This is a genomic window from Acrocarpospora corrugata, assembly GCF_009687845.1.
Lineage (GTDB): Bacteria > Actinomycetota > Actinomycetes > Streptosporangiales > Streptosporangiaceae > Acrocarpospora > Acrocarpospora corrugata.
In genome coordinates, this window is record NZ_BLAD01000085.1 from 23545 (window position 1) to 42855 (window position 19311).

Genomic DNA, 19311 nt, shown 5'->3' on the forward strand with positions numbered 1-19311 from the left:
GCCCACCGCACGCGCCGCGGAGTGGCAGAGTGGCTGGTATGCGGGTGAACATCCTCGGACCACTCGAAGTGGTCGCCGGGGGCGAGGTGTCGACGATCGGCGGGGCTCGGCTGCGGGCGCTGCTGGTCCGGCTGGCCCTGGACGCCGGGCGGGTCGTGCCGCTGGATCAGCTCGCGGAGGCGCTGTGGGGGGACGCCGCGCCCGCCGACCGCGCCAACGCGCTCCAGTCGCTGGTGTCCCGGCTGCGGCGGGCGCTGCCGGGGGCAGAACCGCTGCGCTCCGCGCCGGGGGGCTACCGGCTGGACGTGCCACGCGACGAGGTGGACCTGTTCAGGTTCGAGCGGCTGGCGGGGGAAGGGCGGCGGGCGCTGGAAGCGGGCGATCCCGGGACGGCCGTGGAGCGGCTCGACGAGGCGCTCGGGCTGTGGCGGGGGCGTCCGCTGGCCGACATCGCCGAGGCGCCCTTCGCGGACGCGGCCGTCAGCCGGTTGGACGAAGCCTGGCTGTCGGCCACCGAGGACCGCATCGAAGCCCGGCTCTCGATCGGCTCCGCGCCCGGACTGGCGGCTGAGGTGGCCGAACTCGCCACCCGGCAGCCGCTGCGGGAACGCCTGCGCGGGCTGCTCATGCGGGCGCTCTGCGCGGAAGGGCGGCAGGCCGAGGCGCTGGCGGGTTACGAGGAGTTCCGGCGGCTGCTGGCCGACGAACTCGGCGTCGACCCCGGGCCGGCGCTCCAGCAGAGCTACCTCGCCGTGCTGCGCGCGCCCAGTGCTCCGGCGCGCAGGTCGCGGGGGAATCTCCGTACCCCGCTGACCAGCTTCGTCGGCCGGGACGACGAGATCGGCTGGATCGGCGCGCGGCTGCGGCAGGACCGGCTGGTCACGCTCGTCGGCCCCGGCGGCGCGGGCAAGACCCGGCTCGCCGTCACCCTCGCCGCCCGGCTGCCGCAGGCCGCCTGGCTGGTCGAACTCGCCCCCGTGACCAACCACGACGACGTGCTCCAGGCCGTGCTGGGCACGCTCGGGCCCGCGTTCGGCGGCGACTCCACCGACGACTCGATGAGCCGCCTGGTCGAGACGCTGTCCGGGGCGGAGACCGTGCTGCTGCTGGACAACTGCGAACACGTCGTGGACGCGGTGGCCCGGCTGGCCGACGAACTCCTCGGCCGCTGCCCCCGCCTGCGCGTCCTGGCCACCAGCAGGGAGCCGCTCGGCATCCTCGGCGAGACGCTCTACCCGATCCCGCCGTTGCGGCTGCCCGCCGCCGACGACCTCGGGCCTGCCGTCCGGCTCTTCGTGGACCGGGCCGCCGCCGTCTCGCCCGGGTTCGCGCTCACCCCGGGCAACACCCCGCACGTGATCGAGATCTGCCGCCGCCTCGACGGCCTGCCGCTGGCCATCGAACTGGCCGCCGCCCGGCTGCGCTCGCTCACCGTCGAACAGGTCGCCGCCCGCCTGGACGACCGGTTCCGGCTGCTGACTGGCGGCAGCCGTACCGCGATGGCCCGGCACCAGACGCTGCGCGCGGTCGTCGCCTGGAGCTGGGACCTGCTCACCGGCGCGGAACGGCGGCTGGTCGAACGGCTCGCGGTCTTCCCCGCCGGATTCACCGCCGCCGCCGGCGAACCGCTCGGCGGCTCACTCGACCTGCTCGCCGCGCTCGTCGACAAGTCGCTGCTCCAGCTCGTCGAAGGCCCCCGCTACCGGATGCTGGAGACCATCCGCGAGTACGCGCTGGAGCGCCTGGCCGAATCCGGCGGCCTGCTCGACGCGCGGGCCACCCACGCGGCCTACTTCCTCGACCTGGCCGAGGCCGCCGAGCCGCACCTGCGCGGCGGCGACCAGCTGACCTGGGTCACCGCCCTCGACACCGAACACGCCAACCTGCTCGCCGCCCTCCACTACGCCGCCGACCGGGGCGACGCCGACACGGCGGTACGGCTGGGCGCCGCGCTCAGCCAGTTCTGGGTGATCCGCGGTAAACGCAACGAAGCTGCGGGCTGGTTGCGCCTCGCCCTCGACGTGCCCGGCGAAGCCCCCGAGATCCCGCGCCTGGTCGCCACCGCCCTCTACCTGATCAACTCCGCGGCCACCAACAACTTCGCCAAGCTCGCCGACACCATCGCCGAACTCCAGGGCGTCGCCGCCCTCGCCCGCGTCGACGTCAGCCATCCCGTGCTCGCCCTGATCGAACCCTCCCTCGCCCTGTTCACCGACGACACCCCGCACGGCCTGCGGGTCATCGGCGAACGCCTGGATCACCCCGACCCCTGGGCCCGCGCCACCCTGCACATGATCCGTGCGTTCATGAGCGAGAACGACGGCGACCGCGTCGGCATGTACCGGGACCTGCGCGTGGCCGTCACCCTCTACCGGGAGATCGGCGAACGCTGGGGCCTGGCCCACGCGCTCACCTCCCTCGCCGACGTGCTCCTGGTCTCCGGCGACTTCGACGGCGCCATCGCCGCGCTGGAAGAGGGGATCATGCTGATCCGCCAGCTCAGCCCCGACGACGACGCCGGTCACCAGCGCATCTGGCTGGCCACCGTACGGGCCCAGAAAGGCGACGTGGACCGGGCTCGCGCCGAACTCAACGAGCTGGCCGAATGGGACGCCCAGGACTGGACGGTGCGCAACCTCGTCTTCGCCCGGCTGGGCCTGGGCGACCTCGCGCGCTGGCTGGGCGAACTGGACGAGGCCAGCCGGCACTACGAGATCGCGCTCACCGAGATGTCCCGATCGAGCGAGATGCCGCTGGTCGCCCCCCAGTTCCGGGGGCTGATCCTGACCTCCCGGGCGTATCTGGCGGTGGAGGTCGGCGACCCGGAGACGGCGGCCCGGCTGGTCGACGAGGCGGCCGAGCTGACCATGCGGGCCAAGGACATGCCCGTGCTCGCCAAGGTGGGGGTCGCCGCGGCGGCCGTCCACGCGATGCGCGGCGACCCGTGGCGGGGGGCGGTGACGATGGGGGCGACCCAGCAGCTGCGCGGGGCCCCCGACCGGTTCAACGCCGAGGTGGTCCGGGTCAGCGGGTCGCTGGCCACCCTGCTCGGCGAGACCGCGTACGGGCGGGCTTACGCGGAAGGCGCCGCGCTCGCCCGCCCTGACGCGATAGCGCAGGTGCACTGCGGTTCAGGACCTGCGACGGTAGGCGCGCACGGCCAGCGGCGCGAACACGGCCAGCAGCAGCGCTGAGAACCCCAGGCTCCAGGCGACGTGCGCGCCCGCCGCGCCGCCGGTCATCAACGCCCGGGACGCCTCCATCACGTGCGACACCGGGTTGACGTTCACCCAGGCCTGCAACCAGCTCGGCAGCGTCTCCTTGGGGGCGATCATGCTGGTGCCGAAGGTCAGCGGGAACAGCACCAGGAACGCGATGCCCTGGACGCCGCCCGGTTCCCGGACGAGCATGCCCACCAGCACGAAGATCCAGCTGAGGCAGAACGCGAACGTGATCACCAGCAGGCAGGCCAGCAGCGCCGACAGCGGGTCGGTCTGGATGCGGAAGCCCAGCACGAACCCGGTCGTCATCAGGGAGACGGTCGCCACCACATATCTGATCAGGTCGCCCAGGACCGAACCGATGAGCGGTGCGGACCGTCCGATCGGCAGGCTGCGGAAGCGGTCGAAGACGCCCTTGCCGATGTCGGTGTTCAGGTTGACTCCGGTGGCCATCCCGCCGAACAGGACCGTCTGGACCAGGATGGCGGGCAGCAGGAACTGCAGGTAGTCGTGGGTGGAGCCGGCGACGGCGCCGCCCAGCAGGTACACGTAGACCAGGGTGAAGATGATCGGCTGGAGGGTGACGTCGAGGAGTTGCTCGGGGGTCCGCAGCGTTTTGATCAGGCTTCGCCGGCCCAGCGCCAGGCTGTGCCGTACCAGGGCGAACGGGCGTTCCGGGGAGCGGGCCACGACGGATCGGGTCACCGTCGTCCTGGGCTGCTGAGATGTCTGGGTCATGCCGCGTCCTCCTCGGTGTGACGGCCGGTCAGGGTGAAGAAGACCTCGTCCAGGCTGGGGAGGCGCAGCGACAGTTCGGTGACGGCGACGCCGGTGTCGGCCAGTCGCCGGACGATCTCGGTGAACGCGGCGTCCCCGGTCACGGGCACGGCCACGACGCCGCGGCTCGGCGAGTCCGCCGGACGTCCGGCCACGGCCGCGAGAATGGCGGCGGCGTCGTCCAGCCGGGCCGGGTCCGCCGGTCTGGCCAGGACGGTCTGGCCGCCGACGATCCGCTTGAGCTCGGCCGGGCTGCCGTTCGCGATCACTTTGCCGTGGTCGATGACCGAGATGTCGTCGGCCAGGGCGTCGGCCTCCTCCAGGTACTGCGTGGTGAGCAGCACGGTCACTCCGTCCGCCACCAGAGAGCGGATGATCGTCCAGACGTCGTCGCGTTTGACCGGGTCCAGGCCGGTGGTCGGCTCGTCCAGGTAGATGACGTCGGGGCGGCCGACCAGGCTCGCGGCCAGGTCCAGGCGGCGCCGCATACCGCCCGAATACGTTTTCGCCGGACGTCCGCCGGCCTCGGCCAGGCCGAAGTCCGCCAGCAACTCGGTCGCCCTGGCTTTCGCGTCGGGGCGACGCAGGTCCAGCAGCTGCCCGATCAGGATCAGGTTCTCCAGGCCGGTCAGATCCTCGTCCACCGAGGCGTACTGGCCGGTCAGCCCGATCATCCGGCGCACTTTGGCGGCCTGCCGGACCACGTCCAGACCGCCGACGCTGGCTCTTCCCTCATCCGGGCGCAACAAGGTGGCCAGAATTCGCACGGCGGTCGTCTTGCCCGCGCCGTTGGGCCCGAGCACCCCCAGCACACTTCCCTGCCGTCCCGCCAGGTCGATCCCGGCCAGCGCGACGGTCTTCCCATACCGTTTGACGAGGCCTTCTGCCTCGAACGCGAATGTCATACCGCCACCATGCCGAGGCCCGCTGCCATAGCCCGCACAGATGCCTGACATACCGGTCTGATCCGGCTGTCTTCCGGGGGGATGAATCCTTCATCGAACCTGGGCCGCGCTGAGCCCGTATCTTCGCTCGTGGGTGGTGATCCCGGACGTGGTCAGCGAGCGGCTCTTGTCACTCTGATCATTTCTGTCGCCATTGGGGGCGTGGACAACGGTGGGCCCGTGTCACGCGCCTTGCGCGCCGCGGTGTTCGCCATGGTGTGCGTGCTGGCCTCGCTGGGGATGCACGTGCTCGCGGGAGGGGCCGGGGTCCGGCCAATCACTCTGCTGTGGGCGACCGGTCTGACCGGGGTCGGCGCGTATCTGCTGGCTCGTCGCCGTCGCGGCTTCGGCGTCCTGCTACCCGCTGCTTTCGCCGCTCAGTACGGCATGCACCGGCTGTTCGGGGCGGGTGCGGTGGTGGATGTGGAAGGCCACCACAGCGGCGGCCTTTCGACTGCGCTGGGCATGCTGCTCGCGCACGCGCTCGTGGCGAGCCTGTCGGCCTGGTGGCTGGAGCGCGGGGAGAACGCGCTCGCCACACTGGTGCGGCTGCTGGCCTGCTCGCTGTTCGACCTGTGGCGGCTGCTCGCCGCGACGCTGGCCGTCGTCCCTGTCCGGCCGGTGGTTCCGGTCGCCGGGCCGGCTCCGGTCATCACGGGCAGCCAGATTCTGAGCTGGACGCTCTGTCGCAGGGGCCCGCCACGCCGCTAGGCGCAATGCGGTCATCCCGTCATGGCGTGACGCCGTGGCGTTCCCCCCTGCCTTTCGCGCGCGCCTTTTGCGTGCGCTTCTCCGGATGGAGAACTTCATGACCTCGGTCGAGGTACGCCCGGAAATCGCTTCCGTGGCTTCCGCTGCGTGCCGGATCGCAGCAGCCGCGTGATCATGGAGGGGGCCGAGTCGGGGCCGTGGGCGCAGGGCGTGTCCGTGTACGTCGATCCGGCGAACGCCACCGTGCTCGGGCAGATCGACGACTCGGCCACGTTCATGCGGATCGTGCGAACCGTCCACGGGGAGCTCATGTCCGGCGTGGTCGGGGATCGGGTGGTCGAGACCGCCGCGTGCTGGGCGCTGATCCTGGTCGCCACCGGGACCTACCTGTGGTGGACGAGCAGGACCAGGAAACGGCAAGATCCTCCTGCCCGGCGGGCCAGAAGGCGTCTACACGGTCGTCACCGACCCGCGCCGCGACCCGGCCGCCGCCCAGACCCTGCACATCGACCAGTACAGCGCCGAAGTTCTCGTCTCCTTCGGCTGGAACGAGTACGGCCTGATGGCCAAAACCGTCGAACAGGGCATCGCCCTGCACGAGGGCCGCCGCTACGGCACCGCCAACCTGATCGTGATGCTGACCGCCTGCCTGGCCCTGATCACGCTCATCGTCACCGGCGTCTGGATGTGGTGGAAACGCCGCCCGCACGGCCGGGCGGGCGCACCGGCCCGGCCGACCAGCCGCCGCACCCCGTACACCGTGATCGCGATCATGGCGGGGCTCGGGCTGCTGTTCCCGCTCGCCGGGATCACCATGCTGGCCGTGCTCCTGCTCGACTGGCTGGTGATCCGCCGGGTCGCCCGCCTGAACCGGATCTTCGGCTGAACCCCGGCCGGGGGCGATCGTTTGCCACTCGCCCCCGGCTACCGAAACCGACATACTGAGGAACCGTTATGGCGGGATCTGACCCTTTTAGAGGACGTCGGCGATGACCACTCCGCGGGTACGCGGCGGAACGCCGGCTTTCGTCGGCGCGCTCGCGGCACTGGCCGTTCTCCTGCTGGCGCTGTGGTTCGGCGGCGGCACACCCACCCCGAGCATCGCCGGACTGCCCTCACCTGGCGCGCTGACCCGGTGGGGCCTGCCGATCGTGCGGCTGATCCACGACATCTGCGCGGTCGTCACCGTCGGCATCCTGGTCATCTCGGTCATCGCCGCGCAGGACGCCAAAGCGCGGGCGTCGCTGGCCCAGGCCGCCGGGCGGTGGGCGGTCATCTGGACGTTCTCCGCGTCGCTGACCGCGCTGCTCACGCTGTCGGACTTTCTCGGGCTGCCGCTCGGGGAGGCTGTGGAATCGGGCGTGCTGCCGACGTTCCTGTTCAACATTCCGCAGGGGCAGGCGTTCCTGATCGTCACGATTCTGGCGCTCGTCGTCTCGATCGGCGTTCTTTTGCCGCTCGGGACGTGGGGGCGGGTCGTGCTGCTGGTGGTCGCGGTCGTGGGGGTGTTGCCGCCGGCTTATGCCGGGCATTCCGCGTCGGCCGCCGATCACAACCTGGCCATCTCCAGCCTGATGTTGCACATCGCCGCCGTGACCGTCTGGGTGGGCGGGCTGGTGGCCCTGCTCTTCCTGCTGCGCGGTTCGACCGGCCTGGTCACCAGCGTGCAGCGGTTCAGTGCGCTCGCGCTGTGCTGCTACATCGCCGTCGGCGTCTCCGGCACGATCAACGCTTGGGTCCGGGTGGGTGGGCTCGAACCCATCTTCACCACTCGGTACGGATTACTCATCCTCGCCAAGATCGTGGCGCTGGCGGTGCTGGGCTGGTTCGGCTGGCGGCACCGCCGTACCACGATCGCGGCGATGGAATCCGGGGACACCCGCTCGCCCTTCCTCCGGTTGGCCACCGGTGAGATCGTCGTCATGCTCGCCACCGTCGGCCTGGCCGTGGGCCTGTCGCGGACCGCGCCGCCGCCGTCCGAAGTCGAGCTGACCACAGACAACACCGCGCTCGGCTACGTGCTCTCGCCGTTCACCCCCGGCGGCCTGCTCACCCAGTTCCGCCCCGACCCGATCCTGTTACTGCTCGTCGCCGGTCTCGCCGCCGCGTACCTGCTGGGAGTGCGCCGCCTCACCCGCCGCGGCCTGCCCTGGCCGCCCGCCCGCACCGCCACCTGGCTGCTCGGCCTCCTCATCCTGCTGTACGCGCTGACCGGCGGCCTGGCCGCCTACGGCCCCGCCATCTTCTCCATCCACGCGGTCCAGTACGGCCTGCTGGGCACCCTCGCCCCCGCCTTACTGGTCTTCGGCGCCCCATTGACCCTCTACCAGGAGGTCAACCCCGACGGCCGCGCTCGAATCGACAGCCCACTCGGCCGCGCCCTCTCCCACCCGTGGACCGCCCTCGCCCTGTACGGCGTCCCGCTCCTGGCCCTCTACCTGACCCCACTCTTCGACCTGGCCCAATCCAGCCTCGCCGCCCGCCTGGTCCTCCAGGTCCTCATGGTGTTCACCGGCTTCGTCTTCTTCGCCACCGCGATCGGCGAAGACCCGGTGCCCCGGCCGATCGTGGCCATCGTCCGAACCCGCATGCTGGCCGGCGCCCTCGCCATCAACGCCCTCGTCACGTTCTTCCTGCTCACCGGCTCTCCTCGGGGCGCCGACTGGTACATCTGGCTCGACGTCCTCTGGGCCCCCGACCGCGACAGCGACCAGCAACTGGGGGCGATGCTCGCCCTGGCCTTCCCGGCCCTGACGATCATCACCCTCATGCTGCTCCTGATGACCCGCTGGCGCACCCTCCGCTCGGTCAGGTGATCAGGCTTCGTTTCCCTTGCGGCCGGTGCTGAGCCAGACGACCACGCCCACGATCACGAGTACGCCGCCCGCGATCCACAGCCAGCCGGGGATCCCTTCTGAGGCTTCTTCTTCGCCGCTCGCTTCCGAGAAGGTGGGGACGGGTGTGGGCGCGGCCGACGTCGCCGGGGCTTGGGTCGTCGCAGCCTCGGTCGGTGTGGGGCTGGGGCTTGGGGCGGGGGCGGCTTTGACCGTGAAGGGGATCTCGCCCTCGATGGGGTGGCCGTCGATGGAGACCACGCGCCAGGCGATCGTGTACTTGCCGGAGGCCAGTGGTTCCGGGACCGCGGTCTTGACCTTGGTTCCGTCGAGTTTCGGTTTGCCGAGGGCGATTTTCTCCTCGCCCAGCATCAGGACGACGGCGGGGAAGCGCACCTTGGACGTGAAGTCCAGCAGGATCGTTTCCACGCTTTCGACCTTGGCGTTCTTGACGGGGTTGCTGCTCTTCAGGCGGTCGTGGGCGGCGGCGGGTGCGGCTGGAATGGCGAAAAACAGTCCGCAGGCGAGTGTGGCCGCCAGGGAATTACGAATGGATCGCGGCAGAGAAGCCAACGTGAACTCCAGAGGTGACGCCCGGACGTCTGCCGGGCACTGAGGGGGATGACCTACGACGTCCGCGCCAATTCAACCGGCGCAGATCGCCTCCGGTGGCCCTCTCCTGGCGATGCTTCCCACGAACTCCCGCGCCTTGCCCAGCCACGGCTCGTCGAACGGTAGGACCGCCCACAATGGTGCGACTGTTCTGACCGGGGCGACCCCCAGCATCCACCTGGGCACTGGAATCGAGGGCGCTCGCCACAGCCGCACCATCAGCCAGAACGCGCTTTCCCCGCGATAAAGCCACCAGCCGGTCAGCAGCCCTGCCACCAGGTGAACCACTCCCATCCCCACATTCAGATGAAGATGTTCACCCACGCGCTCCGGGCCCGGCGCCGCCCACCCGAAGAACAGATGCAGCGCCACCTGCGCCCCGACGGTCATCGCGACCACGGCCCCCGCGCGCAACTCCCGCCCGCCGACCAGATAAGCGAGCCCCAGCGCCCCGATCCCGCCGGCCACGGCCACACCCGGCCCGATCACCCCGCCCCCGGCGAAGGCATGACCGCCAGCAGTGATGCCCAAACACACCACCGCGAAGCAAACCGCCCGCACCGCTCGCAGCACGGGATCCTCAGGGGACACGCCCCCATCCTCCCAGCGACCGCAACCCGGCGAAACCCTAACCGCCCAAGGCCGCCGAGCCCCGCGAACCGGTTCGTAGCGCTCAGCTTATTTTGAATTATCCACATAAAGCGTTATTTGTTGTGGCGAATGGGAAATAATGGACTTCGCTTTGGCGTTTCTCGGGGCTATGTCAGAATAGAGTGAATGAATGGCCTGGCTTTTTGTTGTGTTGGATGTTGGGCGCCTGGAGAGTTTTGATCCAGATGGAATCATTCTGGCGAGCTGTTCAGAGGAGGCGTGGTCTCAGGGTTCGCCACCTGGTCTTTCTGGCGATGGTGACGACAGCGCTTATTTTCGCGACGCTGATCTTTGACTGGGCCACGTGGATTTTTCTGATGCTGGGCGGGATTCTCGCCATTCTGCTGATGTTGTTGCTGCGGCGTTCTTCGCTCAGCCCTCCGCCTGACTGAGTTCTGCCAGCAGGTCGCTCAGGTCGGCGCCGGTGTTCGCGGTGGCGTTGACGACCAGGCAGTGCAGGACGCCGGCGGTGAGAGGCAGGACTTCCTCGGTCGCTTTCGCGAGCTTCGGGCCCTGGCGGACACGGACATGGTGGCCGTGGCCCGGGAGGCGATGACGGGGGCGAGGGTCGCCAGGAAGCAGGCGGCCAGTTCACGGGCCCAGGGCCAGGTTTCTGGGATCTTGAGCTTGCGTTTGCGCTGGCCGCGCACGAGGCGTACGGCGGTGTGCAGGAGCCGGTAGCGCAGTGTTTTGGGTTCGGCTGCGGCCATGGTCCCACTCATTCAGAGCAGCCGTAGCCAGCACAGCAGGTCGGTGGCGATCGCGGCGGCGACACACCATGCGGTGTTGACCTGCATGGATGTGCTGGGCAGGTGCCCGAGCCCGGTGGATTTGCCATTCCGGATGCGGTCCTCGACGCGGGCGCCGGGCGGTCTCTCGCGAACGGCCGCACTCCACCGGCGTGGAATCGGCCACCCACACATCATCGCTCCACAGCGAGGTATCGGCGGCCAGCATCCGGATCACGGCCACCACCAGCTCCGATGCCTTCCGCGGCCGCCTGCCGTACCCCGATTGGCCAGGCAGATACGGGAACATCCCGGTCAGTTCGGCGTGGGCATAGCGCAGCCAGCGCCGTTCGGAGACGAAACCCAGCAACGTCGACATGACCGCCAAGGTCACCAGTTCGGCATCGCTGAGTATCGGCGCGATCCCTGTCTTCGGCCGCCACGGGGGCCAGGCCCGGACAGGCCTTCAGTAGATCATCGACCTTCACGTACAGTGCGGTTGCGAGGGTGTTGAGGTCTTTCGTCACACATCGATCCTGAGCACCCTCGCCCTATCTCCGCAGCCACGCCTTGGACTCACTCATCTAGGTCTGAGGTGGTCTACTCCTCCACCAGCCCCAAACCGGAATTTGGTTCAGCCAGTTGCGTCGTTGCGAGCAGCTTCCGCATTCTGGGATTCGCGCACGGCGAGTGATTGCCGCAATGACGTCTCCCAGTCCGACAGCGCGCCGGTACGGGTGAGAGACTCCGAGAGTGGGGATCTGATTTGCCAGGCCTTCCCATGTCATCGGAAGGCCTGGGATGGGCGGCGACTTCCTCAGATCGCCGGCACTGAGTGATCGCACATCCGGGTGGGCGAGGAGCTCCGTGATCATGGGCCCATCGGTGAGTCCGACGTACGCCGACTCATTCCGATACACGACAACCGCGCGACCAACCTCATACTTAGTCGCGGGTGAGGTGTTCGCTTCCGTTGGCGGCTGAATCGGGACTTCCAGCCACTGAACGCTGGTCACCATACCCTCCTCAGATCAGCCGTTGCAGCATCCGACGACGGGCCTGCACCACCAGGTGCAGTCACACGTGGCACAGGCTCCGCACTTCACGACGCACAATCCGCACCGTCCGGCGAGGCACACCAGGAACGCAGCCCAGTTGATCTTGGGGCACGTGAGGGCGGCGCTGAGACAGACACCGCCACAGCTCCTGCCGAGACACCCGACCAGCGCGTCCCACCAGCCATCTCGGACCGCCAGACGTCCATGGTTCGTCGAATCCGGGATGTACTCCTTAACTCCTTCTATGATGAAGTCCGAGGTCCGGAGGACGAATAGATCGACCTTCTCGTCGCCGACGTCTGGCTTCATGACGGTCGCGAACACGCCCACGTGCTCGCTTCCTGTGTTGTAGCTGTTGCAGATCAGGCTGGACTCGATCGTCTTCACTGCCCTGTCGCCCTCGTGGGCGTCGGCGGCCAAGTACGGCTCCTTGAGGTTCCACGTTGCGCCGAAGCCGACCGGCTCCTGTACGGCGGCCTCATCGATGCCGACACCGAGCAGGCTTGGTATGGCGTCTCGCAGGACAGCCAGGTCCGAGTAGCCCTGGTCCAGGCGAGTCATCTCCCGACGGGCCTGGTCGGGGCTGTAGATCGTCAACTTCTCCTCGACGAGCACAGGGGCGTTCGTCATGCTGTTCTCCTCTTGGTGTGCGCTGAGCCACGAACATGACTCCGCTACTTACAGTGTTCCCGTGACTACGATAGATACACATCGGCATAGTTCGCGGGGATTGTGTGATTACCCGCTGTCGCCGCCGCGAGCCAATCCGGGCGCACCACCCGTGTCAGCGGGTGGATCGGTGTCGCCTTTCGTCGTATCTATTCAGAAGTTCGTGATCATGCTGGCGTGAGCACCGCCCGGGCGGTGGGATGATCTTTGAGTGCCCAAGACCCCCGGAGCGTCGCCCGTCCTGTGACGAGCTGGCCGCGCTGGTGGTCCGGCAGATGGCGACCATCGAGGCCCAGCGGGAGACGATCGCGCAGCTGGAAGCGACAGTGGACCTGCTGAGCGCGCGGGTCGCCGAGGTGGAACGCAGACAGAACCGCAACTCGGGGAACTCCTCGTCACCGCCGTCCAGCGACACCTTCGTCCGGCCGGACAAGAAGCCGCCGGCCAAGAGCGGGCGCAAGCGGGGCCGCCAGCCCGGTGCGCCGGGAAACGGCCTGGCCATGGTCGAGGTCCCGGACGAGGTGGAAGAGTACGTCCCGGCCGCCTGCGGCGGATGCGGGAAGCAGCTGTCGAGCACTACTCGCGCCGCCAGGTCCGCGACATTCCCCTGGTCACCGTTACGGTGACCGAGCACCGGGCGCATCGCTGCCGGTGCGGCGGGTGCGGCCGGGTCACCAGCGCGGACATGCCCGGGAAGGTGGCAAGCGCGCCGTCGTCATACGGGCCGAATCTGCGCGCTCTGGCGACCTACCTGCTGCTGTTCCAGCACATACCGGTGGAACGCTGCGCCCAGCTGATCGCCGACCTCACCGGAGCACGGGTCTCGCCCGGCTGGGTGTCGTCCGTCCTGGTCTAGGTGACTGGCGTTTTTTATCTATCTCGCGTCGGTCTCTCCTCCTGTGCCATGGTGATCGATGTTGGTCACCGGGTGTGGGGAGAGATCGAGCGATGGCAGTGGGTCAGACTCCGACGCAGCCGGGGTTGCTGTCCTCCACGGTGAATTTCGTCGAGGATCGGCTGGCGCCGAACTCGATCTACGCGGTACTGCACCGCGAGTGCCGGGCGTTGTTCCCGGCTGAGATGTTCGCCGACTTGTTCGCCGAGGACGGCCGCAAGTCGGTGCCGCCGATGATCGTGGCCGTGGTCATGGTCCCGCAACGCCTGGAAGGGCTGTCGGACCGGGAAGCGGTCGATCGGTTCGCCATCGATGTGCGGTGGAAGTACGCCGCCGGCGGGCTGGACTCCGACCACCCCGGGTTCGTGCACACGGTGCTGGTGGACATGCGGGCCCGGCTGGCCGCCTCCGACCGGCCAACCGGATCTTCGAGCGGACGGTGGAGGTCGCTTCCCGGGCCGGGCTGATCGGCCGCAGGCGGGTGCTGGACAGCGCGCCGATCTATGACGCGGTGGCCACCCAGGACACCGTCACGCTGATCAGGTCGGCCATCCGGAGCCTGTCGCGGGCCGCCGATCGGGATCTGCGGGTGGAGTTGCGGGCGCTCATCTCCAGCGCGGACGCCTACACCGATCTGGCCAAACCGGTCATCGACTGGAGGGACGCGGCCGAGCGGGCAGCTCTCATCGACACGCGGGCGCGCGACGGGTTCGCGCTGCTGGCGGTGTTGGACGGGCGCAAGTTGGTGGAGGGGGTCAGGCAGGCGGCCCGGCTGCCTGGCCACCGTGCTGGGCCAGGACTTGGAGCAGGGCACCTGGCCCGTGGGCGGGCCAACAACGCCGATCCGGTTTGGCTGGCCCGTTACCGGGCCACCCGGCCGAAGGTGGAACGGAAGATCGCGCACCTGATGCGGCGGCGGCACGGTGGTCGCCGGGCTCGTGTCCGCCGCACCGTCAAGATCGACGCTGATTTCTCGCTTCTGGTCGCCGCCGTCAACCTCGCGCGGCTGGCCGTGTTGGGCATCGTCTCGGCTGCCGGTGGAGCATGGATGACCGCAGCACCGTGACCAGCGGGAACGCTCGGGCAGGGGTGCCGGGCAGGGTCGTGACGCCTCTGGCGGGCCTGTGGATAACGTGACAGGCCCGCCCATCCGGTGATCGCCGTCGCGAATCCGCGACCGTGGTGCTCACCGCTGCGCTGTTTCGGCGAGCTCACCCCGAATCGGTCAGTCAGGATGACCCGCTTAACACCAGTCACCTAGGCCGCCGCTCTGGTCGCCGACAGCATTAAAGTGATCCGCGCGCTGCTGACGCTCACGCACGTGCTGCACGTCGATGAGACCACCACCCGGATCGGGGCCGGACACCGCTGGCCGCACGTGGCCTGCACCAGCACCTTGACCCTGCTCGGCCTGGGCGAACCTCCCGCGTCGGCGCCGACTCCCTCGGTGTCCTGCCACAGTTCCGGGGGTAGCTACCCAGGCTGTTCCTGACCAGGAGACGATTCCCGCAGGTCAAAACCCATGCGGGGACACCGAGAAACGGGAACAGCCTGTTGCGCTCTATCCCCACGGGGATGGTTGTTCCGACAGATAGACTTATGGCACCAGCCTCAGGAAAGCTGTGCATGCTGCAACCGAGTTATTACTTAAACCGAAAGAACCTCCATGGGGTCGTCTTGCGCTCGTACGTTCCGGGGGCAGCCACTCGGATGCACGTTTACATCGTGGTTTCCTGCTCGCGGAGGCACGTACGCATGCTCGTGATTCCTGATAGGGGGATGCGCTGCCAACTACACCAGCAACCGCCAGAGAGACTCGAAGACACGAGAGCGTCTTGGATTTCAAGAACATAGAAACCATCTGCTTGCACCTCTTCCAAAGGCCACGGAGTTCCGGAACCAGCAACAGAGACGCAGCAACGAAAGCCCCTATCGGGAGCCACGGAATCGAACCGAGACTTTCCCCTATCAGGAACCACGAACAAGCTCATTTTAGAGCACGCGGTGATCCTGTGCGCTTCCTCGTTCACATCGCATCTGGATTGCTGCGGCACCTTGATCAGGACCTATGGTCACGCAATTAGTTGCTCAACAAAGCAGAAAGGCCCGGTCCGCTTCGCGGATCAGGCCCTCTACCTCGGGAAACTGCAACGTCGGGGTGACAGGATTTGAACCTGCGACCTCTTCGTCCCGAACGAAGCGCGCTACCAAGCTGCGCCACACCCCGGTGCCCTGGGCTTTGCGGCCCTGAGCTTCGGCAAGTCTAGCGGACTTTGGGGATGCTTGCGTCACCGTTAACGGGCGGGCCGGGCCGGGACCAGCGTGAGCAGGGTCGCCTCGGGGGGGCAGGCGAAGCGGGCGGGCGCGTACGGAGAGGTGCCCAGGCCGGCCGAGACGTGCAGGTACGCGGAGTCGTGCCGGGAGAGCCCGCGCACCCGGGCCCGGTCGATGCCGCAGTTGGTGACCAGGGCGCCGTAGAACGGGACGCAGAGCTGGCCGCCGTGGGTGTGGCCGGCCAGCAGCAACTGGTAGCCGTCGGCGGCGAACTTGGTCATGTTGCGGGGCTCGGGCGAGTGCATGACGCCGAGGCGGAGGTCGGCGTCGGCGGGAGCGGGGCCGGCGATCCGGTCGTAGCGGTCCAGGTCGATGTGGGAGTCGTTGATGCCGCCGACGTGGATGTCCAGGTGGCCGACCTTCAGGCGGGCGGTGGAATTGTTCAGGTCCAGCCAGCCGGCCGAGGTCATCGCGGTGCCGAGCTCCTCCCAGGGCAGGTTGGGCAGGGCCCGGCGGGTCTCGCCCTTGGAGGTGCGCCACAGGTAGCGGGCGGGGTTCTTGAAATGCGGCGCGTACATGTCGTTCGAGCCGTACACGAACAGGCCGGGGCGGTCCAGGAAGGGCTCGACGGCCCGCATGTACGCGGGGATGGCGTCGGGGTGCGAGATGGTGTCGCCGGTGTTGACGATCAGGTCGGGGTCGAGCGCGGCCAGGGAGCGGACCCAGTTGATCAGGCGGGTGCGGCCGGGGGTCAGGTGCAGGTCGGAGATCTGCAGGATCCTGATCGGGCGGGCGCCGGGCGGCAGGACGGGCACGTCGAAGCGCCGGAGGCGGAACCAGTTGCGCTCGATGACAGTGGCGTACCCGAGCCCGGCGACGCCGAGGCCGAGCAGGGACAGGGGTACCGCGACGACTTTCCGCACTCACTCATCATGCCCGAACCTGGGAGCGGCTCAGGAATAAGTGCGCGAGAAGCGGACGTGCGACACGGCAAGATAGAGCCATGAGTGCGTTGAAGGACAAGCTGAAGGCCGATCTCGCGGCCTCGATGAAGGCTCGGGACGAGGTCCGGTTGCGGACGGTCCGGATGGCTCTGGCCGCGATCGGAGTCGAGGAGGTGGCGGGGAAGACGGCCCGCGAGCTCTCCGACGAGGAGGTCGTCAAGGTGCTCGGCAAGGAAGCCAAGAAGCGCAAGGAGGCGTCGGAGGCGTTCGCGAGCGCCGGGCGGGCCGCGCAGGCTCAGGCCGAGCTGGACGAGCAGGCGGTCCTGGAGGAGTATCTGCCGGCGCAGCTGCCGGACGAGGAGCTCTACCGGCTGGTGGACGAGGCGATCGCGGAGAGCGGGGCCTCGGGGCCGCAGGCGATGGGTCAGGTCATGAAGGTGGTGAACCCGAAGGTGGCGGGTCGCGCCGAGGGTGGCCGGGTGGCCGCCGCGGTCCGGGCCCGGCTGGCCGGCTGAGCCGTACCGACGGAAGGGCCCAAGGGCTGAGCCGTACCGACGGAAAAGGGCCCTCCCGCGCCAGGAGGGCCCTTTTCGTTTGGTCAGCGGTTGATGGGGACGACCACGTCGGGGTCGTCGCCACCGCCACCGCCGGGGCCGCCGTTGTCTCCGCCGGGGCCGTCTCCGCCGCCGCCGGGGCCGCGGTCGTCTCCGCCGGGGCCGTTTCCGTCGCCGTCAGGCTTCGGCTTGGGCTTGGGGGCGCAGAAACCGGGTGAGCAGCCGCCGAACTCGGACATGTCGATGTTGACGAAGTTGGTGGGCTCGACCTTCTTGAGTGCGGCCATCATGGACTGCTTCCAGATCTCGCCGGCGATGGAGGAGCCGTACACGTAGCCGTAGGGGCGGTCGCCGATCACGACGTTGGTGAGGTCGTAGCGGAAGGCGCCGCGGGGGTCGCCGATGCTGATCGCCGAGGAGAGGTCGGGGGTGTAGCCGGCGAACCAGGCGGCGGTGTAGCCGTCGGTGGTGCCGGTCTTGCCCGCCGCGTCCCGGCCGATGCCGCCGACCCCGGACATGGTGCCCTTGGTGAAGACGCCGGACAGGATGTGGCTGGCCGCGTCCGCGACCTTCTCCTCCAGCACCTGCTTGCAGTCCGGCTCGTACGGCGTCGCCTTCCCGTTCCGGTCCACGATCTCGGTGATCACCATGGGCGCGCAGTACTTGCCCCGGGCCCCGATCGTGGCGTACGCGTTGGCGACCGTCACCGGGTCCATCTCGTTGACGCCGAGCGTGAACGTCGGCACCTCGCGGAGCTTGGTCCCGTCCGCCCGCTGGATGCCCAGCTTGCTGGCCATCTTGACGACCTTGCAGAGCCCGACGTGCTCTTCCAGCTTCATGAAGAAGGTGTTGACCGAACCCCAGGTCCCGGTCTCCAGCGTCTTGAAGCCGCCGCCGCCCTCACTGGAGTTGCGCACCTCGTGCGGCTCGCCGGAGCGCAGGCCCTTGCAGTCGCGGAACGGCGTCCGGCTGTTCTCCGGGATCGTGTAGGCGGCTCCCGTGCCGAACCCGTCGCCCAGCCTCATGCCCTCGTCCAGGGCGGTGACCAGGGTGAACACCTTGAAGGTCGAGCCGGCCTGGAAGCCGCTGCCGCCGCCGTGCAGCCCGTCGGCGGCCAGGTTGTAGCTGATCTCGTTCTTCTTCTTGTTGTCGCCGAACTTGCGGCTGGCGGCCAGCGCCCGGATCGCGCCGGTGCCGGGTTCGACCATGGCCTGCGCGGCGACCTGCTTGTCGGACGGGAAGACCCAGTTCTTGATCGCCTTGTCGGCGGCCTTCTGCATGTCCCGGTTGAGGGTGGTGCGGATGGTCAGCCCGCCCCGGTTGAGGAATTCGGCGCGGGCTTTGGCGGTCTTGCCGAATTCCTTGTTGTTGAGTATGTCCTGCTGCACGTACATGCAGAAGTACGGGAACTCGCTCTCCTCGCAGCCGCCGGGGATCTTCTCGCCCTTGTAGCCGAGCTTCTCCGCCTTGCCCGCGGCGGCCTCCACCGGAGTGATGATCTTCAGCTGGGCCATCCGGTCGAGCACCACGTTGCGGCGGGAGAGCAGGGCGGCGCGGAACTCCTTGCCCCGGTTCGGGTCGGTCGCGCTGGGGTTCTGCACGGCGCCGGCCAGCGTGGCCGCCTCGGAGAGGTCCAGTTCGGAGGCGTGCTTGTCGAAGAACCGCTTGGCGGCGGCCTCGATGCCGTACGCGCTGGCCCCGAAGTAGGAGATGTTCAGGTACCGGTTGAGGATCTCGTCCTTGGAGTACTTGTTCTCGATCGCCATCGCGTAGCGGATCTCGTTGAGCTTGCGCCCGTAGGTCGCCTCGATGGCCTTGAGCTGGTCCTCCTCGGTCTCGGCCGAGTTGAAGATGACCAGCTTGACGTACTGCTGGGTGATCGAGGAGCCGCCCTGGACGACGCCGCCGCCGAAGAAGTTCTTGGTGAAGGCGCGGATGGTGCCTTCGACGTCGAGGGCGCCGTGCTCCTTGAAGCGGAAGTCCTCGATCGCGACGATCGCCTGCTGCATGATCGGGGCGATCTTGGTGAGCGGCACCGATTCGCGGTTCTCGAAGTAGAACTGGGCGATCTGGCGGCCGGAGGAGTCCAGCAGCCGGGTCTTCTCCGGGAGCGGAGGCTCGTTGAGCTCCTCCGCCTCGATCCGGAGCGCCGCGACGCCGGACTTGGCGCTGATGCCGGCCCCGCCGACGGCGGGCAACGCTATGGCCGCGACGAGCACGCCTCCGGCGCACGCGGCGGCGAGCAGTCGCACGAGGTTCGCGATCTGGCGGCCGACCCGGCGCGGGCGCGCCCCCGATGGCTGAGCTTTGCCTTGTCCTTGCACAAAGCCAAGGGTACGTCGAATCAGGGAGTCAATCGGTACCAAAACCACCACCCGGCATTACCCCGCGCGGGGATGACTAGTCATTCCCGGACATCCTTAGGTCGTAAATTTGGTC

Annotated in this window: 20 protein-coding genes, 1 tRNA gene and 2 pseudogenes; 12 read left to right on the forward strand and 11 right to left on the reverse strand. The window is 68.6% G+C overall.

The window, feature by feature from the left end; translation table 11 throughout:
- Positions 1-38 precede the first annotated feature (38 nt).
- Complete coding sequence (locus tag Acor_RS33225; RefSeq protein ID WP_155340734.1) at positions 39-3194, forward strand: AfsR/SARP family transcriptional regulator; 3156 nt, start codon at positions 39-41, stop codon at positions 3192-3194.
- Here Acor_RS33225 and Acor_RS33230 read toward each other — a convergent pair.
- Together Acor_RS33230 and Acor_RS33235 are read right to left on the reverse strand one after the other, a co-directional pair.
- Positions 3132-3959, reverse strand: coding sequence for an ABC transporter permease (locus tag Acor_RS33230; protein ID WP_155340735.1), 828 nt, complete (start codon positions 3957-3959; stop codon positions 3132-3134). The genes Acor_RS33225 and Acor_RS33230 overlap by 63 nt on opposite strands.
- Positions 3956-4903: an ATP-binding cassette domain-containing protein gene (locus Acor_RS33235; RefSeq protein WP_155340736.1), complete on the reverse strand. Its 948-nt coding sequence runs from the start codon at positions 4901-4903 to the stop codon at positions 3956-3958. Before Acor_RS33235 ends, Acor_RS33230 begins: the two co-directional genes overlap by 4 nt.
- A 219-nt stretch (positions 4904-5122) precedes the next feature.
- Between Acor_RS33235 and Acor_RS33240 the strand changes: the two genes are divergently transcribed.
- The 4 genes and pseudogenes from Acor_RS33240 (at position 5123) to Acor_RS33255 (ending at position 8469) form a co-directional block, all read left to right on the forward strand.
- Complete coding sequence (locus Acor_RS33240) at positions 5123-5653, forward strand: hypothetical protein (protein WP_155340737.1); 531 nt, start codon at positions 5123-5125, stop codon at positions 5651-5653.
- 174 nt (positions 5654-5827) lie between these two features.
- Positions 5828-6049 (forward strand): annotated as a pseudogene (locus tag Acor_RS46470) (PepSY domain-containing protein); the annotation flags it as partial.
- Between the two features lie 109 nt (positions 6050-6158).
- A complete protein-coding gene (locus tag Acor_RS45675) occupies positions 6159-6539 on the forward strand; it encodes a PepSY domain-containing protein (RefSeq protein ID WP_340163130.1) in 381 nt (126 codons plus the stop codon).
- A 103-nt stretch (positions 6540-6642) separates the two neighbouring features.
- A complete protein-coding gene (locus Acor_RS33255; protein ID WP_155340739.1) occupies positions 6643-8469 on the forward strand; it encodes a bifunctional copper resistance protein CopD/cytochrome c oxidase assembly protein in 1827 nt (608 codons plus the stop codon).
- Here Acor_RS33255 and Acor_RS33260 read toward each other — a convergent pair whose 3' ends face one another.
- Positions 8470-9060 (reverse strand): copper resistance CopC family protein, encoded by a 591-nt coding sequence (locus Acor_RS33260; RefSeq protein ID WP_170317199.1) that lies wholly within the window; start codon positions 9058-9060, stop codon positions 8470-8472.
- Between the two features lie 72 nt (positions 9061-9132).
- On the reverse strand, positions 9133-9690 hold the full coding sequence (locus Acor_RS33265) for a hypothetical protein (RefSeq protein ID WP_155340741.1): 558 nt from the start codon (positions 9688-9690) through the stop codon (positions 9133-9135).
- A 236-nt stretch (positions 9691-9926) separates the two neighbouring features.
- Between Acor_RS33265 and Acor_RS33270 the strand changes: the two genes are divergently transcribed.
- The gene (locus Acor_RS33270) at positions 9927-10142 is read left to right on the forward strand and encodes a hypothetical protein (RefSeq protein WP_155340742.1); all 216 of its coding nucleotides are present in this window, start codon (positions 9927-9929) and stop codon (positions 10140-10142) included.
- Positions 10143-10160: 18 nt separating this feature from the next.
- Here Acor_RS33270 and Acor_RS33275 read toward each other — a convergent pair whose 3' ends face one another.
- The 4 genes and pseudogenes from Acor_RS33275 to Acor_RS33285 all read right to left on the reverse strand — a co-directional run bounded on the left by Acor_RS33275 (position 10161) and on the right by Acor_RS33285 (position 12166).
- The gene (locus Acor_RS33275) at positions 10161-10460 is read right to left on the reverse strand and encodes a hypothetical protein (protein WP_170317200.1); all 300 of its coding nucleotides are present in this window, start codon (positions 10458-10460) and stop codon (positions 10161-10163) included.
- 12 nt (positions 10461-10472) lie between these two features.
- On the reverse strand, positions 10473-10676 hold the full coding sequence (locus Acor_RS33280) for a hypothetical protein (protein WP_155340744.1): 204 nt from the start codon (positions 10674-10676) through the stop codon (positions 10473-10475).
- A pseudogene (locus Acor_RS46475) lies at positions 10612-11005 on the reverse strand (IS982 family transposase); the annotation flags it as partial. The gene Acor_RS33280 and the pseudogene Acor_RS46475, both read right to left, overlap by 65 nt.
- 504 nt (positions 11006-11509) lie before the next feature.
- Positions 11510-12166 carry a hypothetical protein gene (locus Acor_RS33285; protein WP_155340745.1) on the reverse strand — a complete coding sequence of 219 codons (657 nt, stop codon included), beginning with the start codon at positions 12164-12166 and terminating at the stop codon, positions 11510-11512.
- 239 nt (positions 12167-12405) lie between these two features.
- Here Acor_RS33285 and Acor_RS33290 point away from each other — a divergent pair, with 239 nt between their 5' ends.
- The 5 genes from Acor_RS33290 to Acor_RS33305 all read left to right on the forward strand — a co-directional run bounded on the left by Acor_RS33290 (position 12406) and on the right by Acor_RS33305 (position 14592).
- Positions 12406-12831: a DUF6444 domain-containing protein gene (locus tag Acor_RS33290; RefSeq protein WP_155340746.1), complete on the forward strand. Its 426-nt coding sequence runs from the start codon at positions 12406-12408 to the stop codon at positions 12829-12831.
- A complete protein-coding gene (locus Acor_RS33295) occupies positions 12828-13061 on the forward strand; it encodes a hypothetical protein (protein WP_155340747.1) in 234 nt (77 codons plus the stop codon). Before Acor_RS33290 ends, Acor_RS33295 begins: the two co-directional genes overlap by 4 nt.
- 92 nt (positions 13062-13153) lie before the next feature.
- Positions 13154-13567, forward strand: a complete 414-nt coding sequence (locus Acor_RS43570; protein WP_218034633.1) for a transposase — start codon at positions 13154-13156, stop codon at positions 13565-13567.
- Positions 13540-14166, forward strand: coding sequence for a transposase (locus tag Acor_RS43575; RefSeq protein ID WP_218034634.1), 627 nt, complete (start codon positions 13540-13542; stop codon positions 14164-14166). The genes Acor_RS43570 and Acor_RS43575 overlap by 28 nt, the downstream gene beginning before the upstream one ends.
- Before the next feature lie 225 nt (positions 14167-14391).
- Entirely contained in the window at positions 14392-14592 is a 201-nt protein-coding gene (locus Acor_RS33305; RefSeq protein ID WP_155340748.1) for a hypothetical protein, read from the forward strand.
- Positions 14593-15253: 661 nt separating this feature from the next.
- Here the strand turns inward: Acor_RS33305 and Acor_RS33310 are convergent.
- Together Acor_RS33310 and Acor_RS33315 are read right to left on the reverse strand one after the other, a co-directional pair.
- A tRNA-Pro gene (locus tag Acor_RS33310) sits at positions 15254-15327 on the reverse strand.
- Between the two features lie 67 nt (positions 15328-15394).
- Positions 15395-16297 carry a metallophosphoesterase gene (locus tag Acor_RS33315; RefSeq protein ID WP_155340749.1) on the reverse strand — a complete coding sequence of 301 codons (903 nt, stop codon included), beginning with the start codon at positions 16295-16297 and terminating at the stop codon, positions 15395-15397.
- A gap of 80 nt (positions 16298-16377) precedes the next feature.
- Here Acor_RS33315 and Acor_RS33320 point away from each other — a divergent pair, with 80 nt between their 5' ends.
- Complete coding sequence (locus tag Acor_RS33320; protein ID WP_155340750.1) at positions 16378-16833, forward strand: GatB/YqeY domain-containing protein; 456 nt, start codon at positions 16378-16380, stop codon at positions 16831-16833.
- 83 nt (positions 16834-16916) lie between these two features.
- Here Acor_RS33320 and Acor_RS33325 read toward each other — a convergent pair whose 3' ends face one another.
- Positions 16917-19124: a transglycosylase domain-containing protein gene (locus tag Acor_RS33325; protein ID WP_246239484.1), complete on the reverse strand. Its 2208-nt coding sequence runs from the start codon at positions 19122-19124 to the stop codon at positions 16917-16919.
- Positions 19125-19311 lie beyond the last annotated feature (187 nt).

What these genes read in the sequence shown, in the direction of transcription:
- Acor_RS33285 (WP_155340745.1), bottom strand. Translation starts at nt 12,166, where the DNA reads ATGACGAACGCCCCTGTGCTCGTCGAGGAGAAGTTGACGATCTACAGC.
- Acor_RS33275 (WP_170317200.1), bottom strand. Translation starts at nt 10,460, where the DNA reads ATGGCCGCAGCCGAACCCAAAACACTGCGCTACCGGCTCCTGCACACC.
- Acor_RS33255 (WP_155340739.1), top strand. Translation starts at nt 6,643, where the DNA reads ATGACCACTCCGCGGGTACGCGGCGGAACGCCGGCTTTCGTCGGCGCG.
- Acor_RS33320 (WP_155340750.1), top strand. Translation starts at nt 16,378, where the DNA reads ATGAGTGCGTTGAAGGACAAGCTGAAGGCCGATCTCGCGGCCTCGATG.
- Acor_RS33235 (WP_155340736.1), bottom strand. Translation starts at nt 4,903, where the DNA reads ATGACATTCGCGTTCGAGGCAGAAGGCCTCGTCAAACGGTATGGGAAG.
- Acor_RS33225 (WP_155340734.1), top strand. Translation starts at nt 39, where the DNA reads ATGCGGGTGAACATCCTCGGACCACTCGAAGTGGTCGCCGGGGGCGAG.
- Acor_RS33290 (WP_155340746.1), top strand. Translation starts at nt 12,406, where the DNA reads ATGATCTTTGAGTGCCCAAGACCCCCGGAGCGTCGCCCGTCCTGTGAC.
- Acor_RS43570 (WP_218034633.1), top strand. Translation starts at nt 13,154, where the DNA reads ATGGCAGTGGGTCAGACTCCGACGCAGCCGGGGTTGCTGTCCTCCACG.
- Acor_RS33230 (WP_155340735.1), bottom strand. Translation starts at nt 3,959, where the DNA reads ATGACCCAGACATCTCAGCAGCCCAGGACGACGGTGACCCGATCCGTC.
- Acor_RS33280 (WP_155340744.1), bottom strand. Translation starts at nt 10,676, where the DNA reads ATGATGTGTGGGTGGCCGATTCCACGCCGGTGGAGTGCGGCCGTTCGC.